The 19,343-nt window shown below is 71.1% G+C and carries 19 protein-coding genes and 1 pseudogene; 13 read left to right on the top strand and 7 right to left on the bottom strand.

Features of this window, described 5'->3' with window-relative positions:
• Nucleotides 1-61: 61 nt before the first annotated feature.
• Nucleotides 62-982 (bottom strand): NADP-dependent oxidoreductase, encoded by a 921-nt coding sequence (locus ACFRCG_RS17435; RefSeq protein WP_380032381.1) that lies wholly within the window; start codon nt 980-982, stop codon nt 62-64.
• A gap of 277 nt (nt 983-1,259) precedes the next feature.
• On the opposite strand from ACFRCG_RS17435, the gene ACFRCG_RS17430 reads away from it, so the two are divergent.
• The 4 genes from ACFRCG_RS17430 (at nt 1,260) to ACFRCG_RS17415 (ending at nt 5,361) form a co-directional block, all read left to right on the top strand.
• Nucleotides 1,260-1,931, top strand: a complete 672-nt coding sequence (locus ACFRCG_RS17430; protein ID WP_380032379.1) for a S16 family serine protease — start codon at nt 1,260-1,262, stop codon at nt 1,929-1,931.
• Nucleotides 1,910-2,401 carry an SRPBCC family protein gene (locus ACFRCG_RS17425; RefSeq protein WP_380032377.1) on the top strand — a complete coding sequence of 164 codons (492 nt, stop codon included), beginning with the start codon at nt 1,910-1,912 and terminating at the stop codon, nt 2,399-2,401. Before ACFRCG_RS17430 ends, ACFRCG_RS17425 begins: the two co-directional genes overlap by 22 nt.
• Entirely contained in the window at nt 2,398-4,029 is a 1,632-nt protein-coding gene (locus tag ACFRCG_RS17420; protein WP_380032375.1) for a phytoene desaturase family protein, read from the top strand. The genes ACFRCG_RS17425 and ACFRCG_RS17420 overlap by 4 nt, the downstream gene beginning before the upstream one ends.
• Before the next feature lie 510 nt (nt 4,030-4,539).
• Entirely contained in the window at nt 4,540-5,361 is an 822-nt protein-coding gene (locus ACFRCG_RS17415) for an LPXTG cell wall anchor domain-containing protein (RefSeq protein WP_380032373.1), read from the top strand.
• Nucleotides 5,362-5,481: 120 nt separating this feature from the next.
• On the opposite strand, the gene ACFRCG_RS17410 is transcribed toward ACFRCG_RS17415, so the two are convergent.
• Nucleotides 5,482-6,408, bottom strand: a complete 927-nt coding sequence (locus ACFRCG_RS17410; RefSeq protein WP_380032371.1) for a helix-turn-helix transcriptional regulator — start codon at nt 6,406-6,408, stop codon at nt 5,482-5,484.
• A gap of 56 nt (nt 6,409-6,464) precedes the next feature.
• On the opposite strand from ACFRCG_RS17410, the gene ACFRCG_RS17405 reads away from it, so the two are divergent.
• On the top strand, nt 6,465-6,932 hold the full coding sequence (locus ACFRCG_RS17405; RefSeq protein WP_380032369.1) for a hypothetical protein: 468 nt from the start codon (nt 6,465-6,467) through the stop codon (nt 6,930-6,932).
• Nucleotides 6,929-7,513, top strand: a complete 585-nt coding sequence (locus ACFRCG_RS17400) for an NIPSNAP family protein (protein ID WP_380032367.1) — start codon at nt 6,929-6,931, stop codon at nt 7,511-7,513. The genes ACFRCG_RS17405 and ACFRCG_RS17400 overlap by 4 nt, the downstream gene beginning before the upstream one ends.
• Before the next feature lie 41 nt (nt 7,514-7,554).
• Here the strand turns inward: ACFRCG_RS17400 and ACFRCG_RS17395 are convergent, their stop codons facing one another.
• Nucleotides 7,555-8,688: an NHL repeat-containing protein gene (locus ACFRCG_RS17395; protein ID WP_380032365.1), complete on the bottom strand. Its 1,134-nt coding sequence runs from the start codon at nt 8,686-8,688 to the stop codon at nt 7,555-7,557.
• Nucleotides 8,689-9,010: 322 nt separating this feature from the next.
• Nucleotides 9,011-9,547, bottom strand: coding sequence for an SRPBCC family protein (locus tag ACFRCG_RS17390; RefSeq protein ID WP_380032363.1), 537 nt, complete (start codon nt 9,545-9,547; stop codon nt 9,011-9,013).
• Between the two features lie 64 nt (nt 9,548-9,611).
• On the opposite strand from ACFRCG_RS17390, the gene ACFRCG_RS17385 reads away from it, so the two are divergent.
• Nucleotides 9,612-10,196: a TetR/AcrR family transcriptional regulator gene (locus ACFRCG_RS17385; RefSeq protein WP_380032362.1), complete on the top strand. Its 585-nt coding sequence runs from the start codon at nt 9,612-9,614 to the stop codon at nt 10,194-10,196.
• A 239-nt stretch (nt 10,197-10,435) separates the two neighbouring features.
• On the opposite strand, the gene ACFRCG_RS17380 is transcribed toward ACFRCG_RS17385, so the two are convergent.
• Both ACFRCG_RS17380 and ACFRCG_RS17375 read right to left on the bottom strand, forming a co-directional pair.
• Nucleotides 10,436-12,469 (bottom strand): hypothetical protein, encoded by a 2,034-nt coding sequence (locus ACFRCG_RS17380; protein ID WP_380032360.1) that lies wholly within the window; start codon nt 12,467-12,469, stop codon nt 10,436-10,438.
• A 255-nt stretch (nt 12,470-12,724) separates the two neighbouring features.
• A pseudogene (locus tag ACFRCG_RS17375) lies at nt 12,725-13,054 on the bottom strand (hypothetical protein); the annotation flags it as partial.
• On the opposite strand from ACFRCG_RS17375, the gene ACFRCG_RS17370 reads away from it, so the two are divergent.
• The 3 genes from ACFRCG_RS17370 (at nt 13,005) to ACFRCG_RS17360 (ending at nt 15,111) form a co-directional block, all read left to right on the top strand.
• Complete coding sequence (locus ACFRCG_RS17370) at nt 13,005-14,072, top strand: RNA polymerase sigma factor (protein WP_380032358.1); 1,068 nt, start codon at nt 13,005-13,007, stop codon at nt 14,070-14,072. The pseudogene ACFRCG_RS17375 and the gene ACFRCG_RS17370 overlap by 50 nt on opposite strands.
• Nucleotides 14,073-14,339: 267 nt before the next feature.
• Complete coding sequence (locus ACFRCG_RS17365; protein ID WP_380032357.1) at nt 14,340-14,633, top strand: hypothetical protein; 294 nt, start codon at nt 14,340-14,342, stop codon at nt 14,631-14,633.
• A 235-nt stretch (nt 14,634-14,868) separates the two neighbouring features.
• Complete coding sequence (locus ACFRCG_RS17360; protein ID WP_380032355.1) at nt 14,869-15,111, top strand: hypothetical protein; 243 nt, start codon at nt 14,869-14,871, stop codon at nt 15,109-15,111.
• A gap of 190 nt (nt 15,112-15,301) precedes the next feature.
• Here the strand turns inward: ACFRCG_RS17360 and ACFRCG_RS17355 are convergent, their stop codons facing one another.
• On the bottom strand, nt 15,302-15,847 hold the full coding sequence (locus tag ACFRCG_RS17355) for a hypothetical protein (protein WP_380032353.1): 546 nt from the start codon (nt 15,845-15,847) through the stop codon (nt 15,302-15,304).
• A gap of 102 nt (nt 15,848-15,949) precedes the next feature.
• On the opposite strand from ACFRCG_RS17355, the gene ACFRCG_RS17350 reads away from it, so the two are divergent.
• From ACFRCG_RS17350 to ACFRCG_RS17340, 3 genes are all read left to right on the top strand, one after another.
• Nucleotides 15,950-16,186, top strand: a complete 237-nt coding sequence (locus tag ACFRCG_RS17350) for a hypothetical protein (protein WP_380032351.1) — start codon at nt 15,950-15,952, stop codon at nt 16,184-16,186.
• An 839-nt stretch (nt 16,187-17,025) separates the two neighbouring features.
• Nucleotides 17,026-18,153 (top strand): FAD-dependent monooxygenase, encoded by a 1,128-nt coding sequence (locus ACFRCG_RS17345; protein ID WP_380032349.1) that lies wholly within the window; start codon nt 17,026-17,028, stop codon nt 18,151-18,153.
• A 62-nt stretch (nt 18,154-18,215) separates the two neighbouring features.
• The gene (locus ACFRCG_RS17340; protein ID WP_380032347.1) at nt 18,216-19,334 is read left to right on the top strand and encodes an alpha/beta hydrolase family protein; all 1,119 of its coding nucleotides are present in this window, start codon (nt 18,216-18,218) and stop codon (nt 19,332-19,334) included.
• Nucleotides 19,335-19,343: the final 9 nt, after the last annotated feature.

Below are 19,343 nucleotides of genomic sequence, written 5' to 3'. Positions count from 1 at the left end.
CGGCGTCACGGCGTCACGGCGTCACGGCGTCACGGCGTCACGGCGTCACGGCGTCACGGCGTCACGGCGTCAGCACGATCTTGCCGCGGGTGTGGCCCGTCCGACTGGCGTCCCAGGCCGCACCAACCTCCTCCAAGGGGTACGTGGCGGCAACCTCCACGGTCAACCTTCCCCGATCGGCCAACTCCCCCAACTCGGCGAGCTTCGCGCCGTCCGGGCGCACCCAGATCCAGTGCCCTCCGTGCCGGTCCACGCTGTTGTCGGCGGTGGACGCATGCCGCCCGCCGGGCCCGAGCACCGCCAAAGTCGTGTCCAACTGCCCGCCGACGAAGTCGGCGACGGCGGTGACTCCCTCCGGCGCCAGTGCGCGGACCCTTTCGGCCAAGCCGTCCCCGTACACGACGGGTTCGGCCCCCAGCCCGCGCACGAAGTCGTGGTTGCGCTCGGACGCCGTCCCGATGACTCGCGCCCCGCGTTCGCGCGCGATCTGAACCGCGAGACTCCCGACCCCTCCCGCCGCGGCGTGGATCAGCAACGTCTGTCCGCCGCCGATGTCGAGTCGCTCCAGTGTGCGCAACGCGGTCAAACCCGCCAGCGGCAAGCCTGCCGCGCCCGCCCAGTCCAGTGCCGCCGACTTGCGTGCCACGGAACCCGCCGCGACGGCCACGAGTTCGGCGTACGTACCGCCGTGCACCATGTCCTTGCGGGCATACGACATCACCTCGTCGCCGATCTCGAACTCCGGCGTGTCGGGTCCGCGCGCCACGACGACCCCGGCCACGTCCCATCCCGGGATCACCGGGAACACGGCGTCCAGCATGCCGTCGAGCCCGCCGGTCATCAGCTTCCAGTCCACCGGATTGACGCCGGCCGCCTTCACGGCGATCAGGACCTGCCCGGGTCCGCACTTCGGATCGGACACCTCCCGCACCGACAAGCCGAAGTTGTCGGTGCCATAGGCGTTGTACGTCACCGCTCGCATGCGAAGGGCCTTCCCTGTCGGAAGTCGCGGAGCGCCGTGGTCGACGCCCTCGGTAGCCGGGATGATCACCGGACGGCTCCCCCGCCGCGCGCCGGACGATCACCGCGCGTCCCTGTGCAAGGTGCCGCCGATCGTGACGGTGGACATCGCCCGCTCGAATCGCCCGCGCTTACCCGAGCCTTGGCCCACACAATCGCCCCACTCCGGCGCGCGTGGCGGATTCACTCGCTCGGCGAGACCGCCGAGCCGATCGAGGGGTGCGGCTCGCGAGCTGCCGGTGGGGCGCATCGGGCGGCTTCGCGAGGTCGCCGACGCGGTCGGTAAGGGTCGGCCGGTCGTCGAGATCTCCGGCCCCGCCAGGGTGTACCCGACCAATGGCCGGTTCCTGTTGACCACGGTCGGCGTCGGCGCACGCGGCGAGCGGAATCGCCTCGGTTCCCTGCTGCGCGCATGGCAGGACAACGCCACGGCCGCGGCGCTCACGTACCTCGGTATGTCGACCGAGCAGGCGAGGCCCGCTTTTCACACCGGCAAGGTCGGTGGGCCGAGCGCCGGGTTGTTTCTCGCCCTGGGGATCGTGGACAAACTGTCCGAGCAGGACCTCACCGGCGGACGCACCATCGCCGGCACGGGCGCGATGGACGCCGACGGACGGGTCGGCAGGATCGGTGGTCTGCCGATGAAGCTCCTGGCCGCGAAACGGGACCACGCGACCGTGTTCGTCCTCCCGAGGGCCGAGTGCGGCGAAGCGGACCGGGCGGGCAGCGGCGGACTGCGACTCGTCCCGGTGGAGACGCTGTCCGGCGCGGTCGACGCGTTGAACGCGCTCAGGACGGGAGGCCACGTCGCGTCGTGCCGAGCGGCCGGGCGGTGGCGCTCGACCCCGGCCGTCGGGATACGGCCGGCAGGGCCGGGTAGTCGCCGGGTATGGCACGAAGGCAACAGCTGATCGACGCGGATCCCGCACGCGTGTGGGGCGTGCTCGCGGATGCCCGGCGGTACGCGGAGTGGGTCGTGGGCACCCGGCAGGTCGAAAGGTTCGACGATACGTGGCCGCGTCCCGGCGCTCACCTGGTCTACGCGGTCGGGCTCGGGCCCCTCACGTTCCGGGACGAGTGCATCGTGCGGTTGTGCGTGCCGGGCGAGCGTCTGGAGTTGGAGGCCGTGGCCTCCCCCTTCGGAACCGCCCGCATCGGCATCGAACTCCTGCCCTGGGACACCGCGACCCTGGTCCTGGTGGACGAGCATCCGCTGCGTGGTCCGGCCGCGCGTTTGCACGGCCCGCCGGGCGAGGCCCTGTTGCATCTGCGCAACCGCCGGATGTTGCGCAACCTCGCTCGGGTGGTGGAGAAGGAGCCGCGGACCGCCACCGAACGCGGAACCTCGGGCTCGCAGGCCGCCAACGGGAACAGCGGATGACCCACGACGCCGACGCCGTGGTGATCGGGGCCGGGCCGAACGGCCTCGTGGCCGCCAACGTCCTCGCGGACCGGGGATGGCGGGTCGAGGTGTTGGAGGCCCGCGCGGTGCCCGGTGGCGCGGTCCACAGCGACCGCGGGGTGCATCCGGACTTCGTGAGCGACACGTTCAGTTCCTTCCATCCCCTCGCGGCGGCCTCGCCGGCGATCACCGCGCTGGACCTGCACGAGTTCGGGCTGCGCTGGAGCCACGCCCCGGCGGTCCTGGCGCATCCACTCGGTGACGGCCGGTGCGCGGTGCTGCGGCGCGGTGTCGATGCCACCGCCGCGGGACTGGCGGCCGACTTCGCCGGCTCCGACGCCGACGCCTGGCGGCGACTGTCCACGCTGTGGGAACGTCTGGATCCGCATGTGGTGAACGCGCTGCTCACCCCGTTTCCGCCGGTTCGATCCGGTCTGGCGCTCGCGGCGCGGCTGGGTGTGGCGGACGGTTTGCGGTTCGCGCGCATGCTGGCCCTTCCGGTGCGCAGGCTGGGCGAGGAGGAGTTCTCCGACGCCGGCGCCGCCATGTTGTTGACGGGTTGTGCCCTGCACGCCGATCTGTTGCCGGAGGCGGCCCCGAGCGCGGCGTTCGGGTGGCTCCTGGCCATGCTCGGGCAGCAGTACGGCTGGCCCGCGCCGGTGGGCGGTGCCGGCGCGCTGGCCGACGCCCTGGTCCGGCGCCTGACCGCGAAGGGGGGCGTCGTGCGGTGTGGGACGCGGGTGACGACGGTGGTGGTGCGCGGTGGCACCGCGCTGGGCGTGCGCACCGAGGACGGCAGCGCGGTACGGGCGCGCCGGGCGGTACTCGCCGACGTTCCCGCGCCGACGTTGTACGGGGGCCTGGTCTGCTGGGACGATCTGCCCACCCGGCTGCGCGACGACGTGCGGCGATTCGCCTGGGACCCGGGGACGTTCAAGGTCGACTGGGCACTGAATGGGCCGATCCCGTGGACCGCGGCCGGAGCGGCCGAGGCCGGCACCGTACACGTGGCCGCCGATCTCACGGAACTCTCCGACTACGCCGTGCAGGTCGGTTCCGGGCGACTGCCCTCACGCGCGTTCCTGCTCCTGGGACAGATGACCACCACCGACCCCACCCGCTCCCCCGCGGGAACGGAGTCGGCATGGGCGTACACGCACGTTCCCCGACACGTGAGCGAGGACCTGGGCGGGCGTCTGACCGGACGCTGGGACACCGCGGAAACGGAGGAGTACGCCGACCGCGTCGAACGGCGGATCGAAACGTTCGCACCGGGATTCCGCGCCCGGATCACCGCACGGCGCGTGCATTCCCCGTTCGCTCTGGAAGCGGCGAACGAAAGCCTGGTCGGCGGTGCCCTCAACGGCGGGTCCGCCGCGCCCCACCAGCAGTTGGTCCTTCGCCCCGTCCCCGGCACCGGCCGCGCCCGCACGCCGATCCGCCGGCTGTACCTCGCGTCCTCCTCCGCCCACCCCGGCGGCGGCGTACACGGAGCATGCGGCGCGAACGCCGCCCGAGCCGCCCTGAACGCCGACCGCCGCGCGCTCACCCGCATCGTCGGCCGATCATCGACCCGGGTCGACGATCCCGGCGGGAGAACGCGCTGATCACGCGGAACCCGCCGAGGAGCATGCGCCGGCGACCCGCACGCGGATATGAGCCGCGCCGCGACTTCACCGGCATCGCCTGACGGACATCCATTTCGCGCGGACCAACCGCCTTCGGGCGGCCGGATGTTGCGCTCGACCGGGTGACGGGCGGGCCGGCGCCGGCGATCGAGCGAAGAAAGTTCCGTTCCCGTGCCGAATCCGTCATCCTCCGTCACGGTCGGAGTCGAATGTGCTCACGTATTGATAATCGGCGATACACATCGGGTATCGCCGCGTTCCGCGACAGGTCCACAGGATGGCATTAATGCCATGACCTTGTAACAACAACTCTCCGTATGCGTCGAAAGCGAAACACAGCTGCTCATTTCGGAGCGCGATCGGGCTTGGTCGAGGCATCCGTTGTCGGCAGTATTTCGCCGCGTAGGCCCTTCGACACGACCGCGCCCGTCCGGGTCGGTCACGTCGACCCCGGGGCCTCGCTCATTACACATTCGGGGAGCTCAAACCGTGTCACAGTCAGTCAACAAGAAGGCCAGGAGCGCCGCTCTCGTCGGCGCGCTCGCCTTCGCGGCGCTTCCGCTCGTGGGCGCCGGCACCGCGCACGCGACCGGGGATTCGCAGGCGCCGCAGTGCACCAAGGTCACCGACACCTCGTTCGTCTACACCGTCAACGACGGCGCTCCCGTGAAGTCCGGCATCGGCAGCAAGCAGATGCCCGAGCGGCCCAAGAAGGTCGTCGTCAAGCTCAGCGACGAGTTCGCGTCTCTGCTCGAGCAGGGCTGCAAGTACCCGGTCCAGCTGTCGACGTACTCGACCCAGGGCCCGAACTGGGCGACCTCGGGCACGCAGAAGTTCATCGGTTGGCAGACCGACACGATCACCAAGCAGAACAAGGCGGTGACGTTCGACGCCACCAAGTACCCGGTGCCGTGCTTCGTCCAGTACGACCTGCTCGGGAACCACAAGAAGTACGACGGCGGCCAGTACCCGCTGCCGCACTACGACGACGTCTACATGGACAACCTGCTCGGCGGCTGGAACGGCGGCACGAACGAGAAGTGCACCGGCACGCCGACGCCTTCCACCCCGGCCACCTCCAAGCCGCCGACGACTCCTCCGCCCGCCACGTCCACGCCGTCGACCGGCTCGGCTCCGACCACCGCCGCGCCGGTCACCACGACCGCGGCTCCGGGGACGAAGTTGGCCGAGACGGGCGGCGACAGCAACGGCACGGCCATCATCGGCGCGTCCGCCGGCGGGGTGCTGGTGCTCGGCGGCGGTCTGTTCTACGTCAGCCGCCGCCGTGGCAACCGCGGAACCGCGGCCTGACCCGACGGTGAATAACGCCCGGCGCCGACATCGGCGCCGGGCGCAAACCTCTCGCAGGAAAGGCCACCGGGACGTCGGACGCGCTGATCGCACGCCACGCACCCGGTGTCGGTGTCCGGGTCAGCTCTCGTAGCGGGTGCTCAGGGTCCGTATCGTCGCGGCGATGCGGTCGCGGAGGGCGGCCGGGGCGAGGACTTCGATGTCCGTGCCCAGTCGCAGGAACTCTCCGTGGGCCTGGTCGATCGACTCGATGGGTACCCGGGTCTGCGTCCATCCGTTGCCCGTGGGTGTCACGCCCAGGTGGCGCGCGCCTCGCGGGGTGAGGCGTACCAGGGCCTGTCCGGTGTGCCGTCGGGTGCGGAAGTCGGCCAGGTAGCCGTTCCAGTATCCGGCCAGATCGAACCCGTCAACGGCGAACTCGTCCTCCAGCGAACGGAGTTCGAGGATCTGGTCGATCCGATACGTGCGGATCCCGGACGGCCCGGCGGCCACCAGGTACCAGCGGCCGGCCTTGAGGACGAGCCCGTAAGGCTCCACCCGCCGCTCGATCTCCTCCGGTGCTCGCCAGCGCCGGTAACGCAGTATCACCGCCCGCCGCGCCCACACCGCGGTGGCGACCGCGGCCAGATGCGGCACCCGGTCGACGGGGTCGTACCAGCCGGGGGCGTCGAGCAGGAAACGTTCCTGGATCCGCTCGGCCTGCTCGCGCAACTCCGCGGGGAGCGCGGCCCGCAACTTGAGCCGGGCGGTGGCCAGGGCCGCGCCGAGGCCGAGTTCGGCGGCGGCGCCCGGGAGCGCGGCGAGGAACGCGGCCTGTGCCTCCTCCGCCGTGAGCCCGGTGAGCCGGGTTCGGTATCCGCCGATCAACCGGTAGCCGCCCGCGTGTCCGGCGGCGCCGTACAGCGGGATGCCGGCGGCACCGAGCGCGTCGACGTCCCGGTAGATCGTGCGGACGGAGACCTCCAACTCCTCGGCCAGTTGCCCGGCCGTCATCCGGCCGCGGTTTTGCAACAGCAGGAGCAGGGTGACCAACCGACTCGCACGCATGTGGCCCAGTATCCACTGACAGCGGATGTCAGGAGAGTGCCTCTAACCTGCGGCGCATGGACGACTTCGACTTCCTGCACGGTTGTTGGGACGTGGGCAACCGTCGCCTCGCCGACCCGCTCGGCCCGGGCCCCGACACCTGGGAGGAGTTCCCCGGTCATGCCACGGCACGGCCGCTGTTCGGGGGTGCCGGCAACATCGACGAGATCACTTTCCCCACCCTCGGTAGACAGGGCGTGACCCTGCGACTGTTCGACCGCACGACGGAGCGCTGGTCGATCCACTGGGCCGACAGCCGGACGGGCCGACTGGATCCACCGGTCGTCGGTGGCTTCAGCGGCGACCGCGGCGACTTTTACGGCGAGGACGCCCACGACGGCCGCCCGATCCGCGTGCACTTCACCTGGTGGCGCCTCGGCCCGGATATCGCCCGCTGGGAGCAGGAGTTCTCCGCCGACGACGGCCGCACCTGGGAACTCAACTGGATCATGGAATTCACCCGCACCGAGGGGACCGGCGCGTGAGCATCGTCGAATTCCGGCAGTACACCCTGCGACCCGGTGCGAGGGAGACGTTGATCGAACTGTTCGAGCGCGAGTTCGTGACCGGGCAGGAGGCGGTCGGGATCACCATCGGCGGCCGATTCCGCGACCTGGACGACCCGGACCGCTTCGTCTGGATCCGCGCGTTCCCCGACCTGACCCGCCGGCGACTCTCGCTGGAGGCGTTCTACACGGGCCCGGTGTGGCGACGGCACCGCGACGCGGCCAACGCCACCATGATCGACTCCGACGACGTGCTGCTGCTGCGGGGGCCGGGTCACCTGCCGAAACCCGGTACCCGCGAGGTGGCCGCGACCGTCTGCCACCCGCCCGACGCGGCTGCCTTCGACGCGTACGCCGTCCGCCACCTCGGCCCCGAGCACGCGCTGCACCGCACCGAGCACGCCGAGAACGACTACCCCGCGCTGCCGGTCCGCGCCGGGGAAGACGTCCGGCTCTGGTTCGGCCCTGCGGCGCCCCTGCCATGGCCGGCCCGACGTCTGCGGCTGGAACCCGTGACCGTCCGGTCACGAACTCGCACGAGCGGCCGATCCGACATGTGAGCGAACTCGTCACGGCGGTGCCGGCCCCGGGCAGGTCGCCGTCATGCCTCATGGCCTCCCGCGGAACTCGGTGCCTGCGAGTGTGGGCCCGGGGGTGCGGGTGAGTGCCGCCGATGTGGTGATCGGCCCTGCGGCGCCACGGCGATGGCTCGCACGCCGTGATTGCCGCTGCAGGTGACGAACAGTGTCTGCTCCTCGGAAAGTACCGCCGCCAGTGGGTCGCGGAGCTGTGCCGAGGTGGCGGGGCCGCCGTCGCCGGAGTAGCCGCCCGTGCCGGTGCCCGCCACGGTGGAGATCGTGCCGTCGTCGGCGACCTTTCGGATGCGGTGGCTCCAGCACTCCACGATGTAGAGGTTGCCCGCGCGGTCCAGCGCCAGGCCGGTCGGACCGCTCAGTTGTGCGGAGGTGGCGGGTCCTCCGTCACCGGAGTGCCCGTCCTGCCCGGTGCCGGCCACCGTGGAGATCCTGTGGTCGGTGGAGACCTTGCGCACCCGGTGGTTGCGCAGCTCGGCGATGTACAGGTTGCCGGCGTCGTCGAGCGCCACCCCGTGTGGGTCGCTCAGCCGGGCGGACGTCGCGGGACCGCCGTCGCCGGAGTACCCGCCCCTGCCGGTGCCCGCCACGGTGGAGATCCTGTGGTCGGTGGAGACCTTGCGCACCTTGTGGCCGTCGCGGCAGGCGATGTACAGCTCGCCCGCCCCGAGCGCCAGACCCACGGGGCTGTTGAGTCGAGCCGAGGTGGCGGAGCCCTCGTCTCCGCTGTGACCGGCCTGCCCGGTGCCGGCCACCGTGGAGATCCTCCCGTCGGTGGAGACCTTGCGCACCCGGTGGCCTCTGTACTCGGCGATGTAGAGGTTGCCCACGTCATCCGATTCGAGCCCGGAGGGGCTGTTCAGTCGAGCCGACGTGGCACGGCCGCCGTCGCCGGTCGATCCGGCCGTACCGGTACCGGCGATCGTGAAGATCGTTCCGTCGGTCGCGATCTTCCGCACCCGGTGGTTCTCGGAGTCGCAGAGGTACAGGCATCCCGTCGCGCCCCGCACCATGTAGCTCGGGCGGTACAACTTCGCGGAGGTCGCGGGTCCTTGGTCACCGGAGAAACCCGATGCTCCCGTGCCCGCGAACGTGGAGATGGTTTGCGGGACAACGTCTGCGGAGCGTTCGAGGACAGTCATCGTTTTCAGCCTTCCGTGCCGTGGCAGTGAGCCGCCGGCCGAAAGCCGGGATCGATCCGCGGATGCCCTGTGACGAGCGGGCGACGGCGGGGCCGACGACGGGTTCGGACTGGACGCCCGGCGGCTGGGCCCACCCGAGGGGGCCGGGCACCGAGCGAATGGGGGGACGACACGGGCTCGCGGGCCGACGTCCTCCGCCACGCCCCATACTTCCGGGGACCGCACCGGCACACCCTCCCGACTACTCCATACGGGTGAACGCAGGGACGAACTGTGCATGGCCGGCCACACGTGTGGTCCGTGACGCGCGGCGTCCATGCCGTCAACCCGTCCGCAGGCCTGTCGGCGCCGATGCGCCCGGGGACCGACGTGCGTTCCGCGCGCCGAGGTAGCGCAGGAGCCGAACATAGGTGCTCCGCTCGGCACGACCGCCACCCGCCGGCTCGAAGGCGGACTCGGCACGGTCCAAGCAGTCCTCGACCAGAGCGTCGTGCAGCCGGCGAAAGACCAGCGGCCACGAAAGCCGGGCGCTGCCGTGCAGTCGCATCGCGATGACGTGGCGAATCACGGTGCCGCCCGGCTCGGCGGGCTGGACGACGAACTCGTGCGTGCCGTCGAAGCCGCGCGGGGCCGAGAACCGGAACCGGACCCACTGCCCGGGCACATAGGCCTCGACGGAGTAGCGGATGGGGCCGTGGCCACCCCGTGAGCCGACACACAGACCGCGATCCAGCACCATCCTGGGCCAGGACCGGCCGGGCCACAGCGGGTCGTCGGCGCTCGCCAGACGGTCGATCAGTGCGCCGACCTGCTCGCATGGCGCCTGGATCCGGCGTTCGTGGACGTTCAGGACCGCCATTGGCGCCCCTCCCAAGGGTATTAGATGCTCTCCTCTAATTGAAATGGAGAGTACTCTCTATTTCATGGCCAGGCCACCTCGCTACGACGAAACAGACCTCCTCGAGGCCGCGGTACACGTGGCCGCCGCCCACGGACCGGCCGCGGTCACCATGGCGGCAGTCGCCCGAGCGTGCGGCGCACCCAGCGGCTCGGTCTACCACCGCTTCCCGCAACGGGCCGTCTTGTTGGCGGAGTTGTGGCTGCGCACCGTCGGCGAGTTCCACGAGGGCTACTTCGCCGCGCTCGCCTCCCACCCCGAGCCGCACGACGCGGTCGGCGCGGCCGCACGGCACGTCGTCGCCTGGAGCAGGGCGAATCCCGAGCGGGCTGCCGTGTTGCTGTACGGGGCCGGCGCCTTCGGCCGGGAGGAGTGGCCGGAGCGGCATGCGCGCCGCCTGGGCGACGCGAACCGGCGGGTTCGCGAAGTGTTGTCGGAGTTGGCCGTCCGGCTGGACGCCACCACGGCCGCGGACTTCGAGCGTGTCGTGCTGGCGGTCGTCGACCTGCCGCTGGCGCTGGTACGGAGGCACCTGCGGAATGGGACGGCCCTGCCCGAATTCGCCGAGAACCTCGCGCAAGAGAGCGCGGTGGCCCTGTTGCGGCCTTGAACAGGCCACGCCTCCAAGGGAGTTGCCCATCCCCACGCCCGCGACGGGCCGCGCCCGAGGCGCCGCGGACACCGGCGCGCCGCCGACGGTGGGAGACGGGGCCCTCGGGCCCCCGACCGGCGCGGGAACGGGCACGTGCGGGTGTTCACCGCGGCCCGGCCCGCGAGGGAGTTCGACCCACGGCGCCTCGACGGAGGGCTCCACGGGCGTCTTTGATTGCCCGTCGCGTGGTCGTGGTGTCAGTTCGCGGGGACGAACTGTGTTCCGAGTTGGTCGTCGAGGCGGTGGATGAGGTATTCGAGTTGGCCGGCGACGCGGCGCTTGAGGGCGTCCAGGGTCGGGGGCGCGTGTTCCTCCGGGGCCGTGGTGTCGGCGACCCGGCCCTCGATCAGTGCGAGTACGCCGGTGCTCGGGTCGTACAGTGCGGCGCGGGGGCGGGTGTGGAAGCCGTCGGCGTTCGGCACGTAGGTGAGGAATCCGCGGAAGTCGGCCAGGCCCTTGACCCGTGGACCCGGATAGGGCTCGGAGGTCTGCTCCTGGTTTTCCTGGTATCTGCCCGTCGGCTTGAGGGTGCATTTGCCGCTGCCGACGAGTTGTACGAAATAGTCCCTGGCGAGGTCCCGGAAGTCGTTGCGGACGTACCAGAGGGTGATCGTGGTGGCGATGTCGTCGGCGAGATAGGACTTCGCGGCGAATTGGGGTTGGGGATGGAGCCAGGTGTCCCAGTGCTTGCCTTTGAGTTGGTCCACGCACGGGGTGCCGGGGTTGGGTACGGTCTCCAGTGTGCCGCCGCCGAAGCGGTTGTTGTTGTCGACGATCGGTGGCCTGACGGTGAATCCGGGGATGTTTCCGTCGGGCAGCACCTCGGCAAGGCGGGCGAACGGCGGCTCGGCGGCGGCGAGTTGCAGGCGGTAGACCTTGAATCCGTTCGCTCCTTCGGCGATGGAGGCCCCCACTTCCATGAGCAGGGGTTCGTGTTCCCACGCCGCCAGGATCGCCCGGATCATCCCGGGGCAGTGCTTCTCGCACAACTCCTCGATCTCCTTGCCCGCGGCCGATGCGACCTGTTCCGGGCTCCAGCCCTGGCGGCTGACGGCGACGGCGAGTCGGGTGCCGAGTTTGCGCATCGCGTCGCCGCACTCGCGTGCGCCCGCGACGAGTCGGCCGGTGATGTCGGCGGCGGAGGGGTTCGCCTGCTTGGAGATCTCCGTCCCGTGCTTGTACAGGCAGGCGAACGCCTCGGCGGCCTCGTGGGTCACCGCCACCGCCCGGACCACGGGATCGGTCGGTTCGGCGGGCAGCATGCCCTTGAAGGTGGCCGTGGCCAGATCCAACAGCGGGGTCGCCGCGTCCAGGGTCGCGGTGATCGCCGCGCCGGCGGTCAGCCTCGACAGGTCGACCTTGAGTCGGATCATGCCGCCGGCGGGCAGGAACGCGACGGGCAGGTTCTGCGCCGCGGCCATGGTCCGGGCCAGGAGCGTATACGGATTGTCCGGATCCGGCTTGGCCTCGACGAACCGCACGCCGGGGGGCAGATCGAGCAGGAAGGGCGTGAAGTGCGGATTGCTCACGTACAGATCGAGGGTTCGTCGCGACGCGTCGGTGACGTCGAATCTGGTGCACGTGATCGCGCCCGGTACGAACTTCTCGACGTCGAGGGCGAGGGTGAGCGCCGGATACGCGCACTCGACGGTGGGCGGGTTCGCCACACGTTTGCCGATGCCCAGGACGCCGTCGGTGCTCAGCAGGTTCCTCGCCTTGGTCACGGTGGTCGAGATCGCGCTTTCGACGTCCCACCAGCCGATTCCCCAGAGCGAGAAGCGGTCCGTGCCCACCGAGACCCGATGCCGTGCCGTGTCCACGTGTTCCGGCGTCAGCGCCTGCCACTCGTTGCCCTCGTAGCGCAACACCCTTAGGTTCTCGACCTGTTGCGGCGTCGCCTGGGCCGGGTAGTCCAGGGTCACCACGGCCCGTCCCTTGGCGAGTTCGCCGCCCCGTACCTCGATCCTGGTCGGCTTGCCGAAGAGCTTGTACGCGCCGCTCGGCGGCGGCGCGTCGTCGACGGTACTCAGGTGCAGGACCGGCGAAGCCCCCTTGAATGCCTTGGCGGGTGCCGAAACGGACACGCCCCCTTGGGGGTTGGCCCCCTCGACGGAGTTCTTGCCGTCGCCATCGCCTCCACCGCCCGACGTGCATCCGGCGACCACGGCCACGGTCACCGCGAGCACCACCGCCGTCCGAACGCGCGCCGCGGCCCACGACCACGCCGTCATGTCCCCCACCATCCCCACTTCACGCCCGTCACGGCTCCACCGGACGTCTCCGCCACGCCCCCCACGAGCGCGCATCCGTCGATCATGCGCGGAACAGCCCCGATCCGAGGGCATGTTCGGCCAAACCGACGAACGAATCACACAACGAATCGGCAACACACAACCGGTATCACCCCATTCACGTCACCTGCCCCTGCGGCGACCGCCTTCCACGACGCGGGCGCCGCCGCCTACGGCCCCGGGCAGCTCCCGGGCTCAGGCCCTGGTCATGGTGGACGTGTATCCGCCTCCGCCGGGGTAGACCCACTCACCGGTCATCACCGTGTCGTCGGCGTTGAAGGTGCCCCGGAAATACGCCGGACTGCCCTTCGCCCCCGCCCAGATGGTGAGTGTGTCGCCGACGAGCTCGTAGACGTAGTCGAACGTGTTGCCGTTCGAGTCGTAATACCGCGACACCACGTCCGCGCCGGCGGGCTCACCGAACGGACGGAGGTTCCCGATCACTTCCAGGCCACTGACCGGCTCACCGAACTGGGTGAGTTCCACCTGCCGGCTCAGGAAGAACCCACCGGGCATCCACTCGTACGGCCTCACCCTGTTGCTGCTGTGCTGCCACCCCGTGCTGAGCCCCGACTCCCAGGTGGCACTCACGCTGCGCGCGGTCGCCGGCCTCACAACCGCCGAAATCGCGCACGCCCACGGAACGACCGAGGCGACGATGGCGACGCGGATCAGCCGCGCCAAACGGCGACTGGGGGACGCCGGAGCCCGCTTCACCCTGCCCACCGACACGGACCGGGCCTCCCGGATGAGCGCCGTCATGCGCGTGCTCTACCTCGTTTTCAACGAGGGCTACACCGCCTCCGCAGGAGGCGAACTCGCCCGCGCGCGGCTGACGAGCGAGGCGATTCGGCTGACCCGGATGCTCGTCGACGCGGTGCCGGACGACGACGAGGCGACCGCCCTCCTGGCGCTGATGCTGCTCACCGAGTCGCGACGGCCGGCCCGCACCGGCGACGACGGCGCGTTGATACCGCTGGACCGGCAGGACCGCTCCCGGTGGAACCGCGATCTGATCCGCGAGGGCACCCGCCTGATCGACGGCGTCTGGCACCGCCGTGAGACGGGCCCCTACCGACTCCAGGCGGCGATCGCGGCGCTGCACGCCGCGGCCGCCACGCCGGAGGCGACGGACTGGCCGCAGATCGCGATGCTCTACCTGTGGCTGGAACGGCTCGCCCCGACCGCGCCGGTGCGACTGGCCCGGGTGGTCGCCGTCGCACGCGCGTACGGCCCGGTTCGGGGGCGGGCGCTGCTCGACGACCTCAACCGGCGCCACGCATTGGATCGGGATCCGCTCACTCGCCGCCGCGAACGCGCGGTGCGTGCCCACCTCGCACATGCCATCGGCGACACGGCGGCCGCGAGGACGCTGTACCGCGAGGCCGCCGCGCTGACGGACAACGGGGTCGAGCGCCGCTACCTGCTCGACGAAGCCGACCGTCTCACCCCACGAACCGATCACCCGTCCCCGGGCGACGCCCGCGACGTGCCGGCGACACCGAAGGGGACGTCCCACCTGCCCCCCGAACCCAGCGAGTAGCGTCGGGGCCGGCGCGGTGGCCCACGCTCCGTTTCCGGCCCCCACCGCTGAGGAAGCCGACCTTGGGCATCAGGTGGGCGGTAGCGAGTTTGGCGGCGCGGTCGAAGGCGGCCTCAGGGTTGCAGGTGAACATCGTGTCGGGCGCGCGGTCCCGGGGGGATTGTGGGGCCCGGACGCCCACCGCGCGACGCGTGCTGCCGGTGGGGTGGGGCGGACCGACGGGCGGATCGTCGCCGCAATTCCCCGAGCACCGAAGGCGGGCGGAGGTTGACCTCGACGGTGGCGTTGCGGCCCGGGGAACAGGTCGGGATCGACACCGCGCGTCTCGATGTCCCGGCCCTGTTCGAGGACGGCACGTGGTGGATCCCACGTCGCCTGGAACGCTGTTACGCCGACTTGACCGACCCCGCGCTGCGTCATCGCACGATCGGCGAGATCGCCGCCCGCTGGGGGATGCGGCCCGGCGACGTCGGCCGCGTGTTCCGCAACGCCTACGGCGCCGCGCCCCACGAGATCCGAGCGCGTGCTCGGGACGCGGACGGTCCGCGCGCCGCAGGCTGACGGGCGGCGCGGACGGCTGCCCGCCCACCGGTGGCCGGTTCCGATGCCGGGACCGGTCCGGACGTCGCACAAGTGGGCCGGGCTGTGTGGGAACACGCGCAAGGGTCATGCCGCGAATTCCTGCCGGGGCCGTGCGCCCGATGCGGAGAAGTGCCGCGCTGCGTACGGATGACGCCGTGATCCGGCCCGCGCCACAGTGAGGGAGCACCACGAGGTACTACCGAAGGGCATTCTCGTGAAGAAGAAGACCGCCGTTCGCGCCTCGTTCGTGCTCGCGTCCGCCGTCGCGGGACTGGTCGCGTTCTCGGGCGCCGCACACGCCACCTCGACTGTGGCACCGTCCTACAACAACTCCTCCAACGGTGTGAGCCTGCCATACGTACCCGGGGCGAGGTATTCGGCCACGAACCCCGGTACCGCGGGCGAATACACAACCCTTCCGGACTGGGCGGTCGCCCGGCTGTCGGTGTACCCGTAAGCCCTACCGCCGACGCGCCGCGGTCGAGTCGAGGAAGCATGCCCGAGGAACGAGTCGGGGTCCGCGCGACCTCGGTCGTCGTGGCCGCGGACTCCTGCGTGTCACGACGCCGACGGTGCCGTAACGGGGGTGTTCGTACGCCTCGGGGACCGTGCCCGGGAAACCACCGCGGGTAGGGCTGTGGGCCGCGTCAGGGCCGGCTCGGGCGCGGCCGGACGGGTCCGGGGCCGGGCCGGGTTCCTTCGCGCTGCTCGACGAGGAGGGTGTTGAGTGCGGCGCGCAGAGTTGCCGTGTCGACGTCGAGCAGAATCGGCAGCTTCACGGGCGGGAGCGGACCTGCGGCGCTGCCGCGTTCGACCAGCACGTAGCTTTGCGGTGCCCGACCCGCGGCGATCCCGGTCCGGAACTCGGCCACGTCCTCCCACGCCACGACGCGCCGCCCGCGGACCGCGATGCCGTCCGCGTCGACCCGCAGCCGCACACGCGGCACGACCAGCCAGATGATCCACACGACGACGGGCACCAGCGGCACCGCCATGACCGGGACGAGCACCTTGGGCATGTCCGGATTCGGACTCGCGAACGACCCCGCCATCGCCGCGAGCAACGGCACCGTACAGCCGGCAATGGCCGCGAGTGCCTTCGTGGAGGTCCGCGCTTCGAACGCGCCGTCGCGCCGAACGCCGTCGGCGACGCGACGCATTGCTTGCCATTCGTCCAGCGGGCTGCGCTCCATGCGGCCACGCTAGCGGCACCGACGCCACCTGGTTCTTGACGCGTTCGATCATCCGGCGGGGGTGGTGCGAACCGCGGGCGGCCTGGAACTAGGCTTCAGGGCATGATGTTCGGCACTGATCGCACCGTGGAGAGCCGGCTCGTCCGGGTGGAGCAGAAACTCGATCTGATCCTGCGACACCTTGGCGTCGAGGACGATGACCCGGACCTCGCCGAGGTGCGAGCACTCGTGGTCGAAGGCAAAACGATGCACGCGATCAAGGTCCACCGGGAGAAGACCGGCGTAAGTCTCAAGGAGGCGAAGGACGTGGTCGACGCCATCAAGGCGGGACGCCGCTGACCTCCGGTACCGCGTCAGGTTCCCGCCTCACAGGGGCGCGCGGCCCGACCCGGCACTGGAACGGTCCCCGCCCGCGTCGGCTCGCAGCGCACCATCGGGCGTCTTGAGTCGATCACCGCCACCCGCGAGGATGGTCGCGCCACGCTCGGTCGTCGAACCCCCACCCCGGAGGCGGAAGTGCGCACACGTGTGAAGCGTCGAATGGTGCTGGGCATCGCGTCGATCGCGCTGGGCGGTGGCGTCGTGATCGGCGCCGCGGCCCAACTGGCGAAGATGATCGTGCCCGGCGCGGCGTGACGAAGGGCGCCGGGCCGCGGGCGTGCACCCGCCCGCGCCCGGCACGGCCGGAGCCTCGCCCTCCGGCACAGACCGAATCCGCAGGTCACCAAGCACAGACCGACCCTCTCGATCGATGCCGCACCCCCGGCGTGCCTCTGAGTTGGTCCGGGTTCAGGGGTGACGGTCATCGGGTGGTGGAGCCGGCGGGGCGGGTTCATTTCGATGTCGTTGTCGACTTCTTCGAGGCGACCGCGATCTGTTTCGTCCGACACGGATGGGGCGAGATCGCGGACTGCGCGGTGGAGGTGGCGCACCCGATGGAGGGCGGGCGTGCGGGTCGTCACCGACGCGGTGTTGACGCCGGAGCACCGGTGGTTGTGCGTGGCGCCCGGTGCGGAAGCTCGGCGCGGTTTTCCGGAACCACCGCCCCACCACCCACCCCCGGAATCAGCCGCTCGCACGATCGCCTGCCGGTGGTGGATGGCCGCCGCCCGATTCGGATAAGGCCGAGCGCCGACGCGTCCTAGGGTTCCGGGGAAATCGGCGCTCTGGAGGCGTATATGGACGGCTATCGCGGTGCGCGGACGGCCGTGATCGTGGGTGCGGGAGTGGCCGGTCTGACCGCGGCGACCGCGCTGGCACGCGACGGGTGGCGGGTCGAGATCGTGGAGATCGGCCCGCCGGAGGCGACGTCCGGGTGGGGGTTGTGCCTGACCGGTCCTTCGCTGCGCGTGCTGGACGAGTCGGGTCTGGCGGACGCGTGTGTGGCCGAGGGCTTCGGCATGAACACGATCACGCACGTGGACGTGAACGGCGAGCGGGCGGACGAGATCCGGCTGCCGCGGCTCATCGGTGCGCGGCGGCCGGCGATGGTCGGCATCGCGCGCCCCGTACTGCACCGGATCCTGCGCGCGGAAGCCGAGCGGTGCGGCGTGGAGATACGCCACGGAGTGACCGTTGCCGCGGTGGAGCAGGAGGGCGAGGCGGTCCGGGCGCGGTTGTCGGACGGGACGGTCCGCGAGGTGGCGCTGCTGGTGGGCGCGGACGGGATCCGCTCGACGACGCGGGACCTGCTGGGGCTCCGGACCTCTCTCGACTTTCACGGGCAGATGGTCTGGCGGGCTCTGGTACCCCGCCCGCCGTGGGCCACCGGGATCCACCAGTTCGCCGGGAAGACCGACACGGCCGGCCTCGTGCCCCTCTCGGACACGCAGGCGTACGTGTTCCTGACCGAGAACGGGGTGGAACGCGGCGTCCTGCCCGACACCCGACTCGCCCCGCGCCTACAGGAGTTGCTGGAGCCCTTCCCCGGTCGGGTGCGGGAGATCCGCGCCATGGTGTCCGGGTCGGCATCGGTGGTGCGCCGCCCGGTCCTGACGGCGCTCCTGGCGGGCGCCTGGAATCGGGGCAACAGCGTGGTCATCGGTGACGCCGCGCACGCGCCCGCACCGCAGATGGCCAGCGGCGCCGCCCTGGCCGTCGAGGACGGCCTCCTGCTGGCCCGGGAACTCGGGCGGCACGCATCGGTCGGCGCGGGGATTCGGGCGTTCGTCGGCCGGCGTACGCGGCGCTGCCGAACGCTCGTGGAGACCTCGGTGGCGATCGTCGGCCTGGAACAAGCGCGGCGCCACTTCGAGGCGTATCCGCTGGTCGATTCCTGCCACCGGCTGATGGCCGAGCCCGCGTAACCAACCGGCGCGAACGGCGTCTTCGACGACCCGCCGTTCGCGCGACGGACGAGGAGAGACGGATGTCCGCCACGACTACCCGAACCCTGCCCGAGGCGCGGCAGTGGCTGCGCGAGCACCTGGAGCAGCGCAAGAACCCTTTCAACGCCATCGGGCACGATGCCGCCGCGCGGCACATCGAAACGCTTCCGGGCATCGATCCCCAGTCCTGGGCCGGGCATTGGCTGGCCGGGGCGGAGGTCTTCGCGGCCCGGGCGCGCACGGCCGAGCAGAGCGGCGACCGCGACGAAGCGCTGGAGAACTGGTGGCAGGCGTACCAGTTCGCGTTCCTGGGCCGATACCCCTCCCCGCTGCACCCGGCGAAGCAGCACGCGTACGACCGAGCGGTGGAGTACTTCGGCCGGGTGTCCGCGCTGGAGCGCGTGCCGGTTCGGCACGTGACGTTGCCCTTCGGCGGGCGTGCCGGCGAGGGGGACGTGCTGCGGTTCTTCGTGGCACGTCCACCCACGGGAGCCGTGCGCCCTCCGGTGGTGATGATGTGGGGCGGGATCGACGTGTGGAAGGAGGAGAGCTACGCGCGCGGCCGACTGCTGCGCGAACGCGGGTTCGCCACCCTGCACATCGACATGCCCGGGGTCGGGCAGTCGCCGGTGCACGCCGGCCGGGACGCCGAGCGGCAGTGGGATCCCGTCTTCGCCTGGCTGCGCGAGCAAAAGGACCTGGACGCCGACCGGGTGGCGGCACTGGGGCTTTCGTTCGGCGGCTACTGGGCGATGAAACTCGCCCACACCCATCGCGAGCGGTTGGCCGCCGCCGTCAACTGGGGCGGGGGCGTACACCTGACCTTCCAGCCCGAATGGCAGGAGCGCAGCCGCGACGCCTCGTCCTATCTGATGGACCTGATGCCGGCCAGGGCCCGCATCTTCGGCGGCAGCACCTTCGAGGACTACGTCGACCGCTGCGCCGAGTTGTCCCTGCTCGACCAGGGCGTGCTGGACATGCCGTGTTGCCCGCTGCTTCTGGTCAACGGCAGGGACGACCTGCAGAACGCTTCGGCCGACGTCTTCCTGGCCCTCGAGCACGGGGGCGCCAAGACGGCCCGAATGTTCCCCGGCGGCCACATGGGCGAAGGGCCCGTGCTGCCCACCGTCGTGGACTGGCTGACCGAACGACTGAGCTGACCGGCAGGG

It is taken from the genome of Embleya sp. NPDC056575, assembly GCF_042793325.1.
Lineage (GTDB): Bacteria > Actinomycetota > Actinomycetes > Streptomycetales > Streptomycetaceae > Embleya.
Note: the sequence above shows the minus strand (reverse complement) of the source record. Positions and strands in the feature narration are given on the sequence as shown.

What these genes read in the sequence shown, in the direction of transcription:
- ACFRCG_RS17435 (WP_380032381.1), bottom strand. Translation starts at nt 982, where the DNA reads ATGCGAGCGGTGACGTACAACGCCTATGGCACCGACAACTTCGGCTTG.
- ACFRCG_RS17425 (WP_380032377.1), top strand. Translation starts at nt 1,910, where the DNA reads ATGGCACGAAGGCAACAGCTGATCGACGCGGATCCCGCACGCGTGTGG.
- ACFRCG_RS17420 (WP_380032375.1), top strand. Translation starts at nt 2,398, where the DNA reads ATGACCCACGACGCCGACGCCGTGGTGATCGGGGCCGGGCCGAACGGC.
- ACFRCG_RS17410 (WP_380032371.1), bottom strand. Translation starts at nt 6,408, where the DNA reads ATGCGTGCGAGTCGGTTGGTCACCCTGCTCCTGCTGTTGCAAAACCGC.
- ACFRCG_RS17405 (WP_380032369.1), top strand. Translation starts at nt 6,465, where the DNA reads ATGGACGACTTCGACTTCCTGCACGGTTGTTGGGACGTGGGCAACCGT.
- ACFRCG_RS17395 (WP_380032365.1), bottom strand. Translation starts at nt 8,688, where the DNA reads ATGACTGTCCTCGAACGCTCCGCAGACGTTGTCCCGCAAACCATCTCC.
- ACFRCG_RS17390 (WP_380032363.1), bottom strand. Translation starts at nt 9,547, where the DNA reads ATGGCGGTCCTGAACGTCCACGAACGCCGGATCCAGGCGCCATGCGAG.
- ACFRCG_RS17385 (WP_380032362.1), top strand. Translation starts at nt 9,612, where the DNA reads ATGGCCAGGCCACCTCGCTACGACGAAACAGACCTCCTCGAGGCCGCG.
- ACFRCG_RS17380 (WP_380032360.1), bottom strand. Translation starts at nt 12,469, where the DNA reads ATGACGGCGTGGTCGTGGGCCGCGGCGCGCGTTCGGACGGCGGTGGTG.
- ACFRCG_RS17355 (WP_380032353.1), bottom strand. Translation starts at nt 15,847, where the DNA reads ATGGAGCGCAGCCCGCTGGACGAATGGCAAGCAATGCGTCGCGTCGCC.
- ACFRCG_RS17350 (WP_380032351.1), top strand. Translation starts at nt 15,950, where the DNA reads ATGATGTTCGGCACTGATCGCACCGTGGAGAGCCGGCTCGTCCGGGTG.
- ACFRCG_RS17345 (WP_380032349.1), top strand. Translation starts at nt 17,026, where the DNA reads ATGGACGGCTATCGCGGTGCGCGGACGGCCGTGATCGTGGGTGCGGGA.
- ACFRCG_RS17340 (WP_380032347.1), top strand. Translation starts at nt 18,216, where the DNA reads ATGTCCGCCACGACTACCCGAACCCTGCCCGAGGCGCGGCAGTGGCTG.